Source organism: Desulfogranum marinum, assembly GCF_963675105.2.
Taxonomy (GTDB): domain Bacteria; phylum Desulfobacterota; class Desulfobulbia; order Desulfobulbales; family Desulfobulbaceae; genus Desulfogranum; species Desulfogranum marinum.
This window is the reverse complement of record NZ_CAXXRO010000004.1, coordinates 16,728-34,362: the sequence shown is the minus strand read 5'-3', so window position 1 is coordinate 34,362 and position 17,635 is coordinate 16,728. Positions and strand designations below refer to the sequence as shown.

Genomic DNA, 17,635 nt, shown 5'->3' with positions numbered 1-17,635 from the left:
TCTCGTTATGGCCCGGTGACTCGCTCACAATCCCTGTGGATCGCTTTGTCGATGGGCTTCAGACAATCGGTTCCCCTCATACCTGCCATCCAAGCTATAGAACTTCTGATTCTTACTCTAGCAGGACTAACTCCTGCTGAACATACCAGCCTTAGCTGGACACACAACCGTACGTGACATTCTCATGTCATACGGCTCCTATCGTTCAACCGCAGGTAATACACCTAACTGCCAATGGTAAAGGGCGCTTGTCTCGCGTTCCGAGAGGCCACGTAGCCATTTCCTCGCCTTGCATTTACTACCTTTGAAACGCTTATCTCACTACCCACTTCACTAATATTTCATTCAGATGTGAAAATACACGCTTCAGCGCACTCGGATAAAATGCACCATAGTAATTCCACCACCCTCGAAGTGAAGCATTTACCTTTTCCCCGATATCTTCTAATTCGGCGTTGGTCCACCTAGCAAGATTCCATTCCCGCATTTGTTGCTGGATATCAATAACTGCGGACTTGCTTATGGCTGGGCTGAAACTGTTGAAATACTTCCCAACTTTGCTTTTCGCCAGCCTACCTCGAAAACAGAATCCAAGAAAATAAAATTGAGTAGTATGGGAATGCCCTCGCCGGTTGGCATCGCGGCAGTATACTATTTTGGTTTTCTTAGGGTGCAAATCGAGGTTGTATTCCCGAAGTCGTTTACCAATCGGTTCTTGCAGGAAAACCGCTTCCATCTCACTTGTACAGTGTAAAAGACCGTCATCGGCATAGCGAACGAAAGGGACATTTGGGAAATGCCGTCTCATCCAGTCGTCAAAGGTATAATGGAGATATAGATTGAAAAGTAAGGGGCTTATTACTCCACCTTGTGGTGTCCCTTGCGTCCTCTCAACTATTTCTCCATCAGCCTTTTTCAAAGGCGCTTTGAGCCACCGTTCAACATACAGGACGGTCCATCGACAATCGGTGTGATGCCGCACTGCTTTCAACATCAACGCATGATCGATATTGTCGAAAGCTCCCTTTATATCAAACTCCAGTACCCAATCATACTGCCAGCACCGTTTTCTCGTAACACGTATAGCATCAAGCGTTGATCGCCCTCGCCTATACGCATACGAGTCCGGATGAAAGTGAGGTTCTACTTGTTTTTCAAAGTGATTACGCACAACTGTTTGCGCAACCCGATCTGAGACAGTTGGTATGCCAAGCTGACGCATCTTACCATCACGCTTGGGTATTTCCACTGCACGGATCGCTGGCGGGGAATAGCTCCCTGATGAAAGCCTGTTCCAAAGTTTATAGAGGTTGTCTTTGAGTCTTTCCTCAAATTCCTGGATAGTCTGTTCGTCAATACCGTGAGCTCCCCGGTTTGCCCTTACTTGGCACCAAGCATCAAAAACAGCTCGCTTGGATAGTTCAAACGGTTTTGCTCGACTCATTGGTTCCTCCAAAATCTGGTTGACCAACGTGTTTTGCTGAACGACACGTTTCCTTCGCTTCACGTCCATTACGGAAGCTTCATCACTACTACGAAACGTTCCGCCCCTGTGCCCTGCATCGGTACTCTCACCTTCCTGGGACTATCAGTTCGATTTCTCTCTTAGCATCAGAACGACAGGTTCCTATGTTCCATATAATCGCCTAGCTGTGAGTTCACGCCACTTTAATGCCGGTCGCCATCAAGTCAGTAAGTAGGTTTCCACTTGATTTGTCCCGGTCCGCAACCTGGGGAACGGTTTTGACGACATCTGGTAAAGGCTATCGACACCTCATCAATGGTTCGTTTACACTCGTCTCCTCACAACACACCTGACATGTCTTGCATGCCTTTTCCTCAACGCTCACTACCATGACTCTTAACCACAGCAGCTTGAGGCAGTTTGACACCTCCTCCTACAAGGCGATGTCGAAGGACCTACCTTCATCGATTATATAGCTTTCATAGCACACAGGCTGCCGCCTTTTTTAAAATATCGCGCTCCATTCGTAATCGTTCATTTTTCTTGGTTCTTCCGGATTAAGCGTACTTTGCTTGCATAAACCTGATTGCCAAAGGACATGGGAGGAGACATGTTGTTTGTTGAGAACGCAAACAACAAAAGGAGGTCTCCGCCATGTCCACAAGTTTACTTTATCACGCTTTTGGGATTAAGGGATACGATTATGTGCGCACTCAGTACCACGGCGGGAATATTATTTTTACCATCGAGAGAAAGCCTTTTTGTCTTTGCTGCCCCTGTTGCAAAGGAAAAAATATTATTCGCCACGGTGCCTTACCACGCTGGTTCTACTCTGTGCCCTTGGGTGGCCGGCCCAGTTATATCGTGACATATGTTACTCGGATTGAGTGCAAGCAATGTCGTATAACTCGGCAGGCTGACATTGGTTTTGCCGATAAGAGAGTAACTTATACCAAGGCGTTGGAACGATATGCCTTAGGGCTTGCCAGACACATGACCATCAAAGACGTTGCCAAACATTTGGGGATCAGTTGGGATATCGTCAAGGGGATGCAAAAACGCTATCTTAAAAAACGGTATAAAAACCCCAAGCTCAAAGAGCTTCAATTAATCGCAGTGGATGATATCAACATTGGTAAAGGGCGTTACTTCACTGTAGTTCTCAATTTCAAAACCGGAGCCATTGTTTTTGTTGGTGACGGGAAAGGTAGTGAAGCTTTGGAGCCCTTCTGGGTAAAATTAAAACGAAAAAAATCGGTTAAGATTAAAGCGGTAGCAATGGATATGTCCCGGGCATACATCAAAGCAGTGACCGAAAATTTACCCAATGCCACGATAGTCTTCGACCATTTTCATGTCATCAAGCTTTTTAATGAAAAACTCTCTGATTTCAGAAGGAAGTTGTTTGATACCGCCCATCAAATCATGAAGAAATCTGTTTTAAAGGGTTCTCGCTGGTTGCTTCTCACTGCCCGTGAGAAGCTTGCAGGTAAACAGAATCATAAAGTCAGACTTGAGCGGGCATTGGCTTTGAATGAACCCCTTGCAACTGCATATTACATGAAAGAAGACTTGCGGCAGCTTTGGGGGTGGGGCGACGACAAGCATGCTGCAACCTGGCACCTGGACAGCTGGATAGAAATGGCAAAAGCCTCTGGTATGTCGATGCTTGAAAAATTTGCTCAGACACTTGAGCGACATCGTGACGGTATTCTTGCCTACTTTGATTATCAGATTACCACGGGCCCTCTTGAAGGTATTAATAACAAAATTAACACGATGAAACGACAAGCGTACGGCTTCAGAGACATGGAGTTTTTCAAGTTGAAAATAATGGCTCTTCATGAAACAAAGTACGCTTTAGTCGGATGAACCTTTTTCTTCCTTTAAGCGTTTAATTTCTGAATCTTTCTTTAGGTCAACACTACTCCTAGCTGCTCCAAACAGCTTTCTCCAATGCCTTATTGTGGCTTCGCTTACGCCAAGGTTTTTTGCTGATTCCGTGTTGGTATAACCCTGCTTCCCTACGAGATTAACCGCTTCTTTTTTGAATTCTTTTGTATATCTTTTTTTGGCTCTGTTTTCCAATGTGACACCTCCGAAGTGCTCAGTATAATTCGCACACTCTCAGAGCTTCTTGCAAAATGATCAAATTAAGCGCTAACGACAGACAGGGGTATTGACATTAGCCGATCGTATTGGTCATGTCGCCTCAACACTACATTTTTTGTTAAATTATGGTCCCATAGGCACACTTACCTTGCAACGATGAAGCTATTTTTGTGTTCTTTAATATTCTGTCAAAGCTGGCGTATGAGTTGATCGGCGAATAAGACTATCACTCCGAACATTAGATGTTGAGTTACTTTGCAGTACCCTTTTACCATGACATTGTTGGCACCAAAATCTTCTTTCAATCGACCGTTAGCCCATTCTGCAGACGATCTGATTTTGTACCGTTCTGCTTCATGAGGTGCCATTGGAATGACTTCTTTACCCCGAGCATTCTTGTCAATGATTGGGACATGACCAAATTTCCTGCTTGTTTCATTGATCCGTTTGGCATCGTATGCAGCATCCATTAGATCATAAAGATAAGTAACTTTACTGCTGGTTTGCTTGATCAATGGAATAGCAACCTGGCTGTCATGTAATGACGCAGAGGTGACAAGGGCACTGACAGGTAGGCCCATATCGTTAATATCCAGGTGTAATTTGTAGCCATTCCAAGATGTTTTGTATCCCTTTGCATTCTTTTTGGTGCCTCGGTCACAAAGAGTTGGCAGTTCCAAGATTGCCTTTTCCGCAGACAAAGAAACCTGCCGATCAAGTCGTTTTAATGGAGCTGGTTCCCGTTTTTCGCTCTTCGCAGGCCGCCCTCTCTTACGAGGCTTTTGGGGCATTTTCACCTTCTTGGCAGGCTTCTCCCTGCCAACGATAGCTGTGGAATCCCGGCTGATATGTCCAATAAGTTCATCGGCCAAGTATTCCTGCACCAGGGCATTATGCGCCTCTTTACCAAGCTCACTGGCAGCAAATTCTGCGAATGCACGGGAAAAGGTGGATTCTGACGGGACGTTACCCGTAGCCGAAAATCCACAAATTCGCCTCAGGTTCTTTGTAGCCTGAAGCGCACGAATCAAATCACTAGTTGTGGGGATACGATATAGTGTCTTTGTTACAAATGCTCTGGCTAATGATTGTCGATCAAAAGGCTTTCGCCCTCGCCACTGGTAGACTGCAGGACTAGAAATATATTTTTCTACCTGAACAATTTCAAGAATTGCTACCAATCGTTTTTCCTGCTCAGTAAATGGATTATCAAGGTATTCGTCCAAGTGAGGAAATAAACTCTTTTGGACACGCCCCATTAACCATGATATCTTGTCGTTGAGCTTCATTGTTATTCTCATTGGTTTTGCTTTTGGTGGTACAAAACAATACCATGAAAAGGCAATGAAGCTCAATTATTTCAAAATGTTAACTTGGAAACAGTTTCTTCTTCTATTTTGCAAGAGGCTCTCTCAGTGTCTACTTTTTCTATACCACTCCAATTCATCCTGGTCCCTCTGGAAATGTCATCTACCGCGCTTCGCTTGCTAACCTTGTTTTTCCTATCAGGCTTCGTCCCTCAGCCAGACAGAAAAAACGAGGTCTTAATCAGGGCTGAGTACTCCGTGGAGCATATGCCTGGCACGGAATAAAGGATAACTCATTTTTGGTAGATAATCACTCGGGACGAAACAACTTAACCAAACGGGGCACTAAAGAACTTTGTTTAGAATGTGGCGTCTAAGTCTTTGTATAATATGCGGTCTTTTTGCCCTGTAATGAGAAAGCTTTTTATGTGTAGATTGTTTTATAGGCTTTCTTTCTTCGAGTATTAAGGGCAATTCAATGAGTGCGTCTTTCCAGGCACGAAGATACGCTAAAAAGTGAAATGATCTTAATGAAAAAAAAAGCATATGGCAGGAAGCATAAACCATTGCTGGAATAACATACAGTAGTCTATAATTCTTCCAGATTATCCAGAGATTGTTGCGATGGTTATAGTAGTATGCACGCCATGAGGGGCGCCCAGTATTCGAGTGGTAATGAACAACTTTAATTTCAGGGTAGTACAATATATCATATCCATTATCTAAAAGTCGTAGTACAAGGTCTTCGCCTTCATGAGCAATGAACAGTTTTTCCCAATATCCTCCAACTGCTACGAATGAACTTTTCCGAATTGCACATGCACCTTCAGAAAGATAGTCAGAATAAAAGATCTTATCGGCATGTGTCTTTGGGTCTCTAGGATGGCACCATGAGTATAGCTCTAATGATTCATTTGTTCCCAATACTTTGAAAGATATAGCCGCAATGTTTTGTTTACCCTCCATTAAGGCGGAGATAAGTTTCCAATCATCAAGGAAAAGAGGATGAACGTCATCGTCAAGACAAACAACAATATCATTCTCTGCAGATAATATGCCATAATTTCTTGCAACAGCACCAATATTGGTGCTAAGAGTAATTTTTTTCACACTAGAAAAGCTAGATAGAACTATAGCTGTCATTTCGTCAGAATTATTGTCAACCACTATTACTTCAGAAATTAAGTTGTTTTTTTGGCTAAAAATAGAACTCAGCGTAGCTTTAAGATCTATTGGCCTATTGTAAGTTGTGATAACTATACTTAATTTATTCATTTTTTTTATGGGTCTTTGTCACAGTTGAAGAAAACAAAGGGAGGTTGACTAGTTGAAAGCTATGCCATATTAAATAATTGTCCAACATATTTAACGATGGTAAATCTTAATCATGTCCACCAACTCCTCATTACGTCACTTATGGTTTTATCAGGTTGGATCATTCTATAAATTCAAGTGACCCGATTACTTGCTGTTGTCAAACTTCATCGTGCCAAACGGCTCGTTATTTACTGCCCTAGTTGCATCAGGAAAGCTGGCTTGAACAGACATGTTTCACAAACAGCGTATGACCTGCCACTTGGACCTATCAGTCTAATAATGATTCAGCATGAGGCGGTGAAGGGATATTGCAGTCACAGCAAAAACAATTTTGCTCTGCATTCACCAGATATAGACAGCTATCCTCATGCCTCAAGACGTCTTATGCACTATGTTTGCAGCTTATCTCGTTTTATGCCTGCTAGCAAGATTCCTGTTTCTCTGCCCATCTCGGCCAGTACAGCAAAACGATGGGACATGAAAATATTCGCTAAATACTTGCCCAAGCCATATTCTTGACAGTCTGTGTGTCGTTTTGATCGATGAAAAGACAATCGGGGATCACCATCAATATATGACCGTAGTTATGAATGGAGAAACTGGTGAAGTCCTTCATATGGCTAAAGGAAAAAAGAAAACCTCTCTAGAGTCCTTTTTCGAGCGCTTCCCCCTGGAAAAATTAAGAAAATCAATAGCATTTTGCATAGATAGAGCTGGTGAATGTGAAGCTGTTATTCAAGAGTATGCGGCTAAAGCCACGATTGTTACGATGAAATTCATATTGTCAGCAACCTCAATACTGTTGTTGACGAAGTGCGTCGCTCTGAATGGCGCAGTAAGGAAAAGGAGGATAAAAAAAATTATCAAAGGCCAGCGCTTTAAGGGTGCATCGGAAGTTTATGGAATCATTTAACACGCCGAATCCTCTTTTCTCGTGAGACCTTTTTTTCTTGCGCACTTTTCTCATATTGATCAAAGAACGAATAAAATTTTGAGTTATACTTTGCGCAGCGTAGTTTCAATATGTTGTTGGCATCGTCAACTTTCCACCAAGCACCTGACCTATTGAGACAAATATTGCTGATTAACTCAATTTCCTGACTTGGTTTTTTAAAATGATTTAGCAAAGTAATTTATTGATTTTACGATATATTAACGTGAAAAGCCTTTCGCTTTTTGATACATTGATTTCTGCGAAAAAGTCAACAATATCAACAAGGAAAGGCTTACATGGACACTACCAAACAATACCACGAGCAGCAAGAAGCAAAACGACTGCATGATCGAATTACTTCCTTCATAGGCGACTTCAAAGTAGGCACCTTGCTTAACAGCAGCGGCATCCGTAAAATGCGTGGAGTCAAGCCTCTGGAGTTGTTTACTGTCATCTTCATGCTGCCCTTTCAAGGCGTGAACTTTGCCCAAGGAATTGCTGGCAACCCTGCATTGGAATTCGAGAAGGATGCCGCCTACGATTTTCTCAGGAACCCAAAGCATAACTGGCGAAAATTCATGCTGGGACTGGTTGTGCTGGTTGTTCGGTTCCTTGATGTACTGACAAATGACCAGCGTGAAAAGGTGCTGATTTTTGATGACAGCACCTACGACCGCTCCCGCTCCAAAGTTGTGGAGCTGCTCTCTTGGGTTTATGACCATAACAGCGGTAAAAGCATCAAGGGATTGAAGCTGTTGACTTTTGGCTGGTCTGACGGAGCCAGTTTTCTGCCTTTGGACTTTGTTTTGTGCTCCTCGACAAAGGCTGACAAACGGATTCAGGGAATCAAGAAGAAGTTGGATAAGCGCAGCTGTGGGTACAAAAGGAGACAGGAGGCTATAACCAAATCGACTGCCCATCTGGAAACAATGGTCAAGAGGGTTCTGGCAGGAGGTATTCGTGCAGATTACATCCTGATGGACAGTTGGTTTTGCTTTCCTTCTCTGCTTGCCACCCTTGGTCAACACCTGCCGGTTATCTGTATGGCGAAAAATATGCCCAAGATATTCTACCGGTACCAAGGAAAATGGCTGACCCTGGGGAGGCTGTTCGCCCAGTTGAAAAAACGACCCGGCAGAGCAAGAATACTTGCGAGCGTGGTAACGGAAACCAGAAGGGGGCAACAGGTTAAAATTGTTTTCGTTCGTCACCACCAAAAACGTAAATGGCTGGCAGTATTGTCGACTAAAATTGACTTGCCGGATGAAGAAATAGTACGAATTTACGGCAAGCGCTGGGATATAGAGGTGTTCTTCAAAATGATGAAGCACTATCTGAACCTTGAGCGAGAGACTCAACTGCGTGATTATGACGGAATGGTAGCCCATATCACCATCGCTATGTCCCGCTACATATTTCTGTCGTTTGAACAACGCTGTCATGACGATCCAAGAACGCTAGGAACTCTTTTTTATGCCTGCAGCAGCGAAATGAGAGACCTTAACCTGATCGAAGCGCTGCAAAGGTTGACCAGCATTGCTATGGAGAAGGTTCGCGCAGCGGGCATCGTGACAGAAGATGTTGTACTCATGCTGGTAGATACAATCATGAGTGTTGCTGTTGACACGATACAAAAGAGTAGGACGTTATCACCTTTTAATCGCAGTATTTTAACTGGTTAAAACAAGTCAGAAACTTGAGTGATTAACTTGTTGGCACTTTCTATTTTGCCACTGCCAAGCGGATAGCCACCACGCCGTAAGCGACCGTACTCAATTCTATCCTTGTTTTTCTTGAGATAGTTGGCCAGGTTGCCCCTCTCTGCCTTTGCCTCTGCAGTTTTACACTTCATTCTTTTCAATCCTGCAATCACATGAGAAGCATTATTATGAAATAAGCGCACCTTGGCCTGTTCTATCCACGAACGGGCCATTTTTGCTTCAGGAAAGTGAATTTTGGAAAAATCATGTAATTGTTCTGAGCAGTGATAATAATCGAGAACTTGCCGACATTCAGGGAAATACTCCTTGACGCTATCCCATATCCACTTCGGCCCATCACCAACAAAACACAGACGCACTTTGTCCAGGGGGATGGTATCCTGCTTCCTCAGTTCAGCCAGAAACTGGCGGAATTCAATGACGTTACTGATTTGATGCCAGCTTAAAAGGAGGACAACTTTATCATTGTCGAGCAAGTAACCACGAATACCTTTCGCCTCGCGCCAGCAGTGGGGCTGCCCTTTTTCTTCTGTCCTGATTGGAACCATGGCACCGTCAGCAGAAAAAACGAGTATAGGTCGGCGGTAATTGTCTTCAGAGATATACTCTATAATTTGAGCGACTTCTTCGGCAGTTGGAGTAATTTCGGCAAGGCCGATTTCTGAGGCGACCTGATTGGTAAGCTTATGCACTGTATCCGCAGAAATATCAAAACGGTATATTTCGTTCATCATCTCTGCGGCTTCCTCAAAAGTTTTCTTGGCACCGAAAAGGGCTGCTATTTTCTGCATATCATACTGGTACTCACCATGCCTGAGATTAAGAGCATCTTCAGATGGGGTATGAACAGCCTTGCATTTTGGGCAGGCATAATACGGGCAGTTAATCGTTATGGTTCCAAGCATGGTAATGCATTCTCTTTTATTATCGTATTTCTTGTGAACCTTGGAGCCGCAATCGGCACACGTTGGCGAAGTAATGTGCCTGCCAAGTTCGCCTTGAATAATAATCTGTCCCAGTTCCGGATCTAATGCTGGGTGTTGTTTTCTGATGTTTTCGATTATCTCAAAAAGAGTATTATTAGGCGCATCAACGCACTGGATAATGTGAGCAATCTTTTGATTGAGACTCGTATGATACATGTCTTTATAGCTCTCTGTCCACGTCTGTGCTTTCTGCGCTGTTGCCATGGCATAACCTACTGATTTTGCAGAATATTACACCAGAAAAGCGCTTGTTTCTGGACTGAAAACCAGCTCAACCACCTAAAATTAATAACTAAATTATTCTCCAGGGCACTCGGCTTACGCATTCCATAAACGTCGGATGCACCCCTTTTTAAAGATGCATCCAGTACCCTGTGAGTTATATTCGACGAAAATGGACCGTTAAATTTCTCTATAACTGAATCAAATGGGATAAGGAGACCGAATTAAAACCGTCCTCAAGTTTGCAAAAAAGAGTTGATCGGGATAGAGATGAAATAGTGGCCTAGATAAAACAAAAGGTTACCTCTACCAAAATTGAAGCATTTAATGCAACTATTAGCAGAGTCGTAAAATGAGCATGCGGATACCGAGATCTTGAATATCTTTACAAGGATATAAGGCTGGACGCGCCCCCTTCTCATCTGCAACTATGCAAAGAGTCTTTTTTATTATGTGATTACCAACGAACTTCAGCCAACTTTAACAGGCGCTGTGGCATTGGCGGTGTCCGCATTGCCACGTACGCTAACCGATCAACCATGGTGTGCAATTCGAACCGCCGGTTGAACCTATAACAAAATTCTGCAAGATACCGTGGCAGGTGGCTTGGGCTCACGTGATGGTAAGTCCCATGTAACGCATTTTTAACACTACCGATCATGATATTGACCCATTTGAAGACACCAAATTCATCATACCCGTTCTCTGTACGGGAAATAATGGGTTCGTGCTCACAGTCAGCATCCTCAACACCGGGGAAACAGTTGAGGCCATCTGATACCACCAAGGTATCAGGGTTGAGGTGTTTTTTTGCCCAGCCTGTCAGTTCCTCTTTTGTGAACCCGATAACCTTACTCAAACGCATTTTGACAGGATGCCCTTCTTCGGTGAGTGAAATTGATGCCACAAAGGGTGTTTTTCCTGTTGCTCCACGACCTCGAACCCCATCATATTTCTTTCCGCCCCAATACGCGTCGTCGATAACCACCAGCTCGTGCAACGGTTGGGAATCATCCCTTTCCTTCATTGTCTGTTGGAGTTTATGTTTAATGCGAAGTGCTGTATTGGCAGATACTCCAAGGGTGCGGCCAAGATGCAACGAGGAAATACCATTTTTGGCTTGGCTAATGAGGTATATCGCAAGGAACCACACTGTTAACGGCAATTTGGTCGATGCAAATATGGTCCCGGCGGTTAACGATGTTTGAGTATGACAATAATTGCACTGAAGAACCTTTCGCGATGCGATTTGGCAATGGTCCGTATGTCCGCACTTGGGACATACAAAGCCCTGGGGCCAGCGGAATGTAAATAAAGGGTGGTAACATTTTGATTCATCACCGTACTGGGCAAGAAAAGCTGTCAAACTCAAACCTTTTTGAAACTGAATTGGATTCTTGGCCATGTCTTAATCTCCCGGTTATTTTAATCTTGGTTGATTATGACATAGCGGGGTTATCATATAGTGACTAACCCTCAAAATAAATGTGGCTGAAGTTTAGTGGTAATCACATTTTATTATGCAGTAAGTCGAGATACAAACATTTTGTTTTTGAAATTTGTATTTCTTCTGTGAAATTATCATGGACAAATCTATAGCCATTACTGGCCATTCTCTCCATTTCTTTTTGGTTGGAGTATGCAAAAAACATTTTTTCACATAAATCTTGAGCATTACGAGGCTTAACCAATAGTCCCGTTATGTTGTCTATTATGACTTCTGGAGTCCCATCAACATCAGTCGCAATCATTGGCACCTTTGCAGCTAAAGCTTCTATAGCAACTAGAGGTAATCCTTCGTATAAAGAAGGCAAAATGTGAACATCCATTGCTGATAAAAATTGAGATATATTTTTTTGAAATCCAGCCCAGATAATATTGTCACAAAGTTTAAGTCGATCCGCTTTGTTTTTTAAGTGTTTTTCAAGATTACCGCTTCCAACTATTAGCACCTTGAAGTTGCTTATTCTATTCAATAGCAATGATGTGGCTTCAAGTAAATATTCATGTCCTTTTTGGTATTCAAGTCTTGCGAGTGTACCGAAAACGAATATTTTGTTATTAATTCCAAATCTTTTTTTTGATAGTTTTTTTTGCTTATAAGTGACTGGCTTGTAATAATTTAAATTTCTGCCATTATGGATTGTGTTAATTTTATTTTTATCTATACCCTTCAAGTCGTTGATGTCACGTGAGCAAGCATTGCTTACACCTATATATTTGTCGGTAAAGTGACTCCAGCATTTGTCAATAAAAAAACTGTATTTACCCCAATTTCCCTTTTCCGCTCGATGTCTTTCAATTCCGTGAATAGTTTCAATTATAACTGGAACTTTTAACATGAAACCTATTGGGGAGTAATAGAATCCTGATATAAACATGTGCGAATGTAAAATATCAGGTTTGATTTCTTTAATGATTGAAAAAATTTTAAAAAATGATTTGTAGTCAAAAAAACCTTTTACATCTACGATGATATGTTTAACAGGGAGCGAAGACAGGTCGTTTTTAATTTTTTTATGTAAACAGCTAGTTGTAAGGAGGAAAAAATCAAAATCATTAGGGTCTAATTTACTTAATAGAGATAAAACATGTTCTTCTACCCCTGCTCTGGTTGTAGTATTTAACCCAAACAACAGTTTAATTTTTCTTTTTGAATCAGTCATTTATTCGGCACTTTTATGATTTTATGCTTACTCTTGGACGATACAAACCGAAGTGTATTATTTTTCGAACAGGCTTGAAGCCCGACTTTACTAAAGCTTTATGTGATGCGATATTTTCTGAGTGAACAGCGCAAAAAATGTCAGCAAAACCTTCTATATGATGTAAACTTCTTGCTTTATACAAAGCAGATGAAGCAATATTTTTCCGTCTAAATTCGTTGACAACTGTGTAATAATTAATTTCAGCCTGATCATCTGATAAGATAAAAAATCTGCTTTGATCTCTACTGGTATACAGCCAGTGAATATATTTTATGATTTTTTTATCATAAACAGCATAACAACGCTGTACATGTTCTATTTTATCTATATAAAATTCAAGTGGTAAGTTTTTTTTTTATATCTATACGCATCAAGCTCTTCAATAGTAGTACTAGACAACTGGATAGAACAGTCATAGTGAGGGGGGGTCGGAATTGAGCTAGACCTGTAAACAAGAAACTTATGAATACGGAAAGTGCCATAAACTGTCCAGAATAAGGTGCTTTTAAGGTTCTGCGTTTTTAAACTGAATGCTAATTTTTTAACTAGGCTCATAGAGTAAATATTATATTTTTAAATATTGAGTTGTTGCTGTTGCCAATAAAATTCGGAAAATATGTTTAAATTATTACATTTTAAAGAAAAATATCTTGTGTCGTGTTGGGTCACTTGTACATTTTACAACTTCTACCAAACATTATCAAGTGCAAGGCCGTTTGCGAGTTTGCGAGGGGTGCATCCGACGTTTATGGAATGCGTAAACCGAGCACTCTTAAGGGCAATTTAGTTAGTAATTTTAGATATTTGAGCTAGCTTTTTAGTTCAAAGGCAAACGCTTTTATGGTATAATACTCTGCAAAATCAAGAGGTTATGCCATGGCGAGAGCGCAAAAAGCACAGGTTTGGAAAGAGAGCTATAAAGACATGTACGATACAAGTCTTGATCGAAAAATTGATCATATTATCCAGTGTGTTGATGCGCCTAATAATACCCTTTTTGAGATAATCGAAAACATTAGAAATAAGTACCCTGCAATAGACCCAGAACTGGTTCAGATTATTGTTCAAGGCGAACTTGGCAGACACATCACCTCGCCAGCGTGTAATGATTGTGGTTCCAGGGTGCATAAGAAATATGACAATAAAAGAGAATGCGTTACCACAATTGGAACAATAACAATTAACTGCCCGTATTATGTCTGCCCAAAATGCAAGGCTGTTCATACCCCATATGAAGATGCTCTTAATCTCAGGGATGGTAAGTACCAATATGATATGCAGAAAATAGCAGCCCTTTTCGGTGCCAAGGAAACTTTTGAGGAAGCTGCAGAGATGATGAACGAAATATACCGTTTTGATATTTGTGCGGATACAGTGCATAAACTTACCAATCAGGTCGCCTCGGAAATCAGCCTTGCCGAAATTACTCCAACTGCCGAGGAAGTTGCTCAAATTGTGGAGTATATCTCTGAAGACAATTACCGCCGACCTGTACTCGTCTTTTCTGCTGATGGTGCCATGGTACCGATCAGGACAGAAGAAAAAGGGCAGCCCCACTGTTGGCGCGAGGCGAAAGGTATTCGTGGTTACCTGCTCGACAAAGATAAAGTTGTCCACCTTTTAAGCTGGCATCAAATCAGTAACGTCAATGAGTTCCGCGAGTTTCTGGCTGACCTGAGGAGACAGGATGTCATTCCACTGGACAAAGTTCGCCTGTGTTTTGTTGGTGATGGAGCGAAGTGGATATGGGACTGCGTCAAAGAGTATTTCCCTGAATGTCGGCAAGTTCTCGATTATTATCACTGCTCAGAACATTTACATGCTTTTGCCAAAATTCACTTTCCTGAAAAGGAAAAGGCCCGTTCATGGATAGAACAAACCAAGGTGCGCTTGTTTCATAATAATGCTTCTCACGTGATCGCCGGGTTGAACCGGATGAAGTGTAAAACTGCAGAAGCAAAGGCAGAGCGGGGCAACTTGGTCAACTATCTCAAAACAAAGTAAGCGACTTAGGAACATCATCTTTCCATCTTCTTGCCAACATGTTTCAGTATGCCCCCAATTCAAAGGAGGCATACCATGTTACCAGAGACCAGGGAAAACCAGACCGAATCCAAAGCCGACTTTTGGCGGCGGCACATTGAGAACTGCAACAGCAGTTCCCTCACCCAAGCGTAATACTGTCGCCAGCACGCCAGCACTCCCTAGCATTGGCAACATTTGGTTACTGGAAAAGACGGTTGAGCATGACCGGGCAGAAAAAAGCACGTTTTTACCCCTTGACCGTGCAGTCTGTTTCCAAAACCAAATCAAGTTTTTCCTCAGCAGGAATATCGATACGCATTGGCGATGATAAGTATCGCATCGACCTTGCAGAGGAATTTTCAACACCAACGCTTACGAAGCTGATAAAGACACTTGAGCAGCTATGATTTATAAGCCGTCTGACACCAAGGTCTATATTGCCTTAGGCGCCACTGATATGTGGAAATCCATAAACGGACTGTCACTTCTGGTCGAAGAACAGTTCGGCCTGGATCTCTTCTCCGGTAGCTTTTTCGCGTTCTGCAACAGGAAACGTGATATTGTAAAAATCCTTTACTGGGCTGATAACGGCTTTTGTATCTGGTTGAAAAGATTAGAAGAGGAGGTGATGGAGGTGAATCAGGTTGCGCTCGAATGGTTATTGCACGGCCTGGATATGGACCATGCCCACCAGCGACTACCCTATAATTCTACTGGGTAAATGCCGTGTAACTCTCTATTCTTTCCGCTGAAACGCCTGGTAATCCAGGGCATGTAATGGTATATTATTTGCCATGATTTTAGACTGTTCCATATTGCCAGACGACCCTGATGAGCTCAAAAGAATCATCTGCGAACTGCAGGAATCCCACGCTGCTGAAGTGTGTCTGCTCCAGAAACAGGTACGACATCTCTACGACAAGCTGTTTGGCAGGAAAAGCGAAAAAAGTCGGTATGGTGAAGAATCGCCGCAGCTTGCGCTTTTTGATATGCCGGAGCCGGACCCTGATGCAACTCCAGAAGCACCTGTTGAGGTAGAAAAACATACTCGACGGAAAAAAGGAAGAAAGCCACTTCCTGATAATCTGCCACGTGTTGAAATCATCCATGATATCGATGAACAGGAGAAGATCTGTCATTGTGGTGCCGAACTGAGCAGGATTAGTGAAGAGGTCTCTGAAAAGCTCGATATCATTCCGGCCGTCATCCAGGTTGTTCGTCACATCAGGCCCAAATACAGCTGCAAGCATTGTGAGAATGCGGCGGAAAAAGGGCCGACGGTGAAAATTGCTCCTGTGCCAGTGCAGCTACTCCCCAAGGCCATCGCAAGCTGTGGGCTCATGGCTCATATACTTACCGCTAAATTTGTCGATTCTCTGCCTTTTTACAGACAGGAACGGCAATTTGACCGGCTTGGAGCCGATATATTTCGGTTCATCCGACTAAAGCGTACTTTGTTTCATGAAGAGCCATTATTTTCAACTTGAAAAACTCCATGTCTCTAAAGCCGTACGCTTGTCGTTTCATCGTATTAATTTTGTTATTAATACCTTCAAGAGGGCCCGTGGTAATCTGATAATTAAAGTAGGCAAGAATACCGTCACGATGTCGCTCAAGTGTCTGAGCAAACTTTTCAAGCATCAACATACCAGACGCTTTTGCCATTTCTATCCAGCTGTCCAGGTGCCAGGTCGCAGCATGCTTGTCGTCGCCCCACCCCCAAAGCTGCCGCAAGTCTTCTTTCATGTAATATGCAGTTGCAAGGGGTTCATTCAAAGCCAATGCCCGCTCAAGTCTGACTTTACGATTCTGTTTATCTGCAAGCTTCTCTCGGGCAGTGAGAAGCAACCAGCGAGAACCCTTTAAAACAGATTTCTTCATAATTTCATGGGCGGTATCAAGCAGCTTCCTTCTGAAATCAGAGAGTTTTTCGTTAAAAAGCTTGATGACATGAAAATGGTCGAAGACTATCGTGGCATTGGGTAAATTTTCGGTCACTGCTTTGATGTATGCCCGGGACATATCCATTGCTACCGCTTTAATCTTAACCGATTTTTTTCGTTTTAATTTTGCCCAGAAGGGCTCCAAAGCCTCACTACCTTTCCCGTCACCAACAAAAACAATGGCTCCGGTTTTGAAATTGAGAACTACAGTGAAGTAACGCCCTTTACCAATGTTGATTTCATCCACTGCGATTAATTGAAGCTCTTTGAGCTTGGGATTTTTATACCGTTTTTTAAGATAGCGTTTTTGTATCCCCTTGACGATATCCCAACTGATCCCCAAATGTTTGGCAACGTCTTTGATGGTCATGTGTCTGGCAAGCCCTAAGGCATATCGTTCCAACGCCTTGGTATAAGTTACTCTCTTATCGGCAAAACTAATGTCAGCCTGCCGAGTTATACGACATTGCTTGCACTCAATCCGAGTAACATATGTCACGGTATAACTAGGCCGGCCACCCAAGGGCACAGAGTAGAACCAGCGTGGTAAGGCACCGTGGCGAATAATATCTTTTCCTTTGCAACAGGGGCAGTAAAGACAAAAAGGCTTTCTCTCAATGGTAAAGATAATATTCCCGCCGTGATACTGAGTGCGCACATAATCGTATCCCTTAATCCCGAAAGCGTGATAAAGTAAACTTGTGGACATGGCGGAGACCTCCTTTTGTTGTTTGCGTTCTCAACAAACAACATGTCTCCTCCCATGTCCTTTGGCAATCAGGTTTATGCAAGTAAAGTACGCTTAATCCGGAAGAACCAAAAAAGGTCTCACGAGAGAAGAGGATGCGGCGTGTTAAATGATTCCATAAACGTCGGATGCACCCGGAGAGAAATA

14 protein-coding genes and 2 pseudogenes are annotated in these 17,635 nt (G+C 42.7%); 7 read left to right on the top strand and 9 right to left on the bottom strand.

Annotated features, from left to right (window positions below):
- Positions 1-198: 198 nt before the first annotated feature.
- Positions 199-1,444, bottom strand: a pseudogene (gene ltrA / locus ACHZCY_RS08940) (group II intron reverse transcriptase/maturase).
- Positions 1,445-2,119: 675 nt separating this feature from the next.
- Here ltrA and ACHZCY_RS08935 point away from each other — a divergent pair.
- Positions 2,120-3,337: an ISL3 family transposase gene (locus ACHZCY_RS08935; RefSeq protein WP_319548651.1), complete on the top strand. Its 1,218-nt coding sequence runs from the start codon at positions 2,120-2,122 to the stop codon at positions 3,335-3,337.
- Here the strand turns inward: ACHZCY_RS08935 and ACHZCY_RS08930 are convergent.
- From ACHZCY_RS08930 to ACHZCY_RS08920, 3 genes are all read right to left on the bottom strand, one after another.
- Complete coding sequence (locus tag ACHZCY_RS08930; protein WP_319548650.1) at positions 3,326-3,553, bottom strand: transposase; 228 nt, start codon at positions 3,551-3,553, stop codon at positions 3,326-3,328. The two genes, ACHZCY_RS08935 and ACHZCY_RS08930, sit on opposite strands and share 12 nt — an antisense overlap.
- 212 nt (positions 3,554-3,765) lie before the next feature.
- Positions 3,766-4,866, bottom strand: coding sequence for a transposase (locus ACHZCY_RS08925; protein WP_319548649.1), 1,101 nt, complete (start codon positions 4,864-4,866; stop codon positions 3,766-3,768).
- Between the two features lie 363 nt (positions 4,867-5,229).
- On the bottom strand, positions 5,230-6,159 hold the full coding sequence (locus ACHZCY_RS08920; protein ID WP_319548648.1) for a glycosyltransferase family 2 protein: 930 nt from the start codon (positions 6,157-6,159) through the stop codon (positions 5,230-5,232).
- A 577-nt stretch (positions 6,160-6,736) separates the two neighbouring features.
- Between ACHZCY_RS08920 and ACHZCY_RS08915 the strand changes: the two genes are divergently transcribed.
- Positions 6,737-7,114, top strand: a complete 378-nt coding sequence (locus ACHZCY_RS08915) for a transposase (RefSeq protein WP_319548647.1) — start codon at positions 6,737-6,739, stop codon at positions 7,112-7,114.
- Here ACHZCY_RS08915 and ACHZCY_RS08910 read toward each other — a convergent pair.
- Positions 7,107-7,292, bottom strand: a pseudogene (locus tag ACHZCY_RS08910) (ISKra4-like element ISDau4 family transposase); the annotation flags it as partial. The gene ACHZCY_RS08915 and the pseudogene ACHZCY_RS08910 sit on opposite strands and share 8 nt — an antisense overlap.
- A gap of 139 nt (positions 7,293-7,431) precedes the next feature.
- Here ACHZCY_RS08910 and ACHZCY_RS08905 point away from each other — a divergent pair.
- A complete protein-coding gene (locus ACHZCY_RS08905; RefSeq protein ID WP_319548646.1) occupies positions 7,432-8,817 on the top strand; it encodes an IS4 family transposase in 1,386 nt (461 codons plus the stop codon).
- Here ACHZCY_RS08905 and ACHZCY_RS08900 read toward each other — a convergent pair.
- The 3 genes from ACHZCY_RS08900 to ACHZCY_RS08890 all read right to left on the bottom strand — a co-directional run bounded on the left by ACHZCY_RS08900 (position 8,814) and on the right by ACHZCY_RS08890 (position 12,730).
- A complete protein-coding gene (locus tag ACHZCY_RS08900; protein WP_319548645.1) occupies positions 8,814-10,046 on the bottom strand; it encodes an ISKra4 family transposase in 1,233 nt (410 codons plus the stop codon). The genes ACHZCY_RS08905 and ACHZCY_RS08900 overlap by 4 nt on opposite strands.
- A gap of 475 nt (positions 10,047-10,521) precedes the next feature.
- The gene (locus ACHZCY_RS08895) at positions 10,522-11,469 is read right to left on the bottom strand and encodes an IS1595 family transposase (protein ID WP_319548644.1); all 948 of its coding nucleotides are present in this window, start codon (positions 11,467-11,469) and stop codon (positions 10,522-10,524) included.
- A 103-nt stretch (positions 11,470-11,572) separates the two neighbouring features.
- Entirely contained in the window at positions 11,573-12,730 is a 1,158-nt protein-coding gene (locus ACHZCY_RS08890; protein WP_319548643.1) for a glycosyltransferase, read from the bottom strand.
- Between the two features lie 918 nt (positions 12,731-13,648).
- Between ACHZCY_RS08890 and ACHZCY_RS08885 the strand changes: the two genes are divergently transcribed.
- The 4 genes from ACHZCY_RS08885 (at position 13,649) to ACHZCY_RS08870 (ending at position 16,284) form a co-directional block, all read left to right on the top strand.
- Positions 13,649-14,776 carry a UPF0236 family transposase-like protein gene (locus ACHZCY_RS08885; protein ID WP_319548642.1) on the top strand — a complete coding sequence of 376 codons (1,128 nt, stop codon included), beginning with the start codon at positions 13,649-13,651 and terminating at the stop codon, positions 14,774-14,776.
- A gap of 242 nt (positions 14,777-15,018) precedes the next feature.
- Complete coding sequence (locus ACHZCY_RS08880; RefSeq protein ID WP_319548641.1) at positions 15,019-15,204, top strand: hypothetical protein; 186 nt, start codon at positions 15,019-15,021, stop codon at positions 15,202-15,204.
- The gene (gene tnpB, locus ACHZCY_RS08875; protein ID WP_319548640.1) at positions 15,201-15,518 is read left to right on the top strand and encodes an IS66 family insertion sequence element accessory protein TnpB; all 318 of its coding nucleotides are present in this window, start codon (positions 15,201-15,203) and stop codon (positions 15,516-15,518) included. The genes ACHZCY_RS08880 and tnpB overlap by 4 nt, the downstream gene beginning before the upstream one ends.
- Before the next feature lie 73 nt (positions 15,519-15,591).
- On the top strand, positions 15,592-16,284 hold the full coding sequence (locus tag ACHZCY_RS08870) for an IS66 family transposase (RefSeq protein WP_319548639.1): 693 nt from the start codon (positions 15,592-15,594) through the stop codon (positions 16,282-16,284).
- On the opposite strand, the gene ACHZCY_RS08865 is transcribed toward ACHZCY_RS08870, so the two are convergent.
- A complete protein-coding gene (locus ACHZCY_RS08865) occupies positions 16,232-17,449 on the bottom strand; it encodes an ISL3 family transposase (protein WP_319548638.1) in 1,218 nt (405 codons plus the stop codon). The genes ACHZCY_RS08870 and ACHZCY_RS08865 overlap by 53 nt on opposite strands.
- Between the last annotated feature and the right edge of the window lie 186 nt (positions 17,450-17,635).

Excerpts from the sequence above, each read along its gene's own strand:
- ACHZCY_RS08885 (WP_319548642.1), top strand. The coding sequence starts at position 13,649 with ATGGCGAGAGCGCAAAAAGCACAGGTTTGGAAAGAGAGCTATAAAGAC.
- ACHZCY_RS08895 (WP_319548644.1), bottom strand. The coding sequence starts at position 11,469 with ATGGCCAAGAATCCAATTCAGTTTCAAAAAGGTTTGAGTTTGACAGCT.
- ACHZCY_RS08925 (WP_319548649.1), bottom strand. The coding sequence starts at position 4,866 with ATGAAGCTCAACGACAAGATATCATGGTTAATGGGGCGTGTCCAAAAG.
- ACHZCY_RS08870 (WP_319548639.1), top strand. The coding sequence starts at position 15,592 with ATGATTTTAGACTGTTCCATATTGCCAGACGACCCTGATGAGCTCAAA.
- ACHZCY_RS08865 (WP_319548638.1), bottom strand. The coding sequence starts at position 17,449 with ATGTCCACAAGTTTACTTTATCACGCTTTCGGGATTAAGGGATACGAT.
- ACHZCY_RS08880 (WP_319548641.1), top strand. The coding sequence starts at position 15,019 with ATGACCGGGCAGAAAAAAGCACGTTTTTACCCCTTGACCGTGCAGTCT.
- ACHZCY_RS08900 (WP_319548645.1), bottom strand. The coding sequence starts at position 10,046 with ATGGCAACAGCGCAGAAAGCACAGACGTGGACAGAGAGCTATAAAGAC.
- ACHZCY_RS08920 (WP_319548648.1), bottom strand. The coding sequence starts at position 6,159 with ATGAATAAATTAAGTATAGTTATCACAACTTACAATAGGCCAATAGAT.
- ACHZCY_RS08905 (WP_319548646.1), top strand. The coding sequence starts at position 7,432 with ATGGACACTACCAAACAATACCACGAGCAGCAAGAAGCAAAACGACTG.
- tnpB (WP_319548640.1), top strand. The coding sequence starts at position 15,201 with ATGATTTATAAGCCGTCTGACACCAAGGTCTATATTGCCTTAGGCGCC.
- ACHZCY_RS08935 (WP_319548651.1), top strand. The coding sequence starts at position 2,120 with ATGTCCACAAGTTTACTTTATCACGCTTTTGGGATTAAGGGATACGAT.
- ACHZCY_RS08890 (WP_319548643.1), bottom strand. The coding sequence starts at position 12,730 with ATGACTGATTCAAAAAGAAAAATTAAACTGTTGTTTGGGTTAAATACT.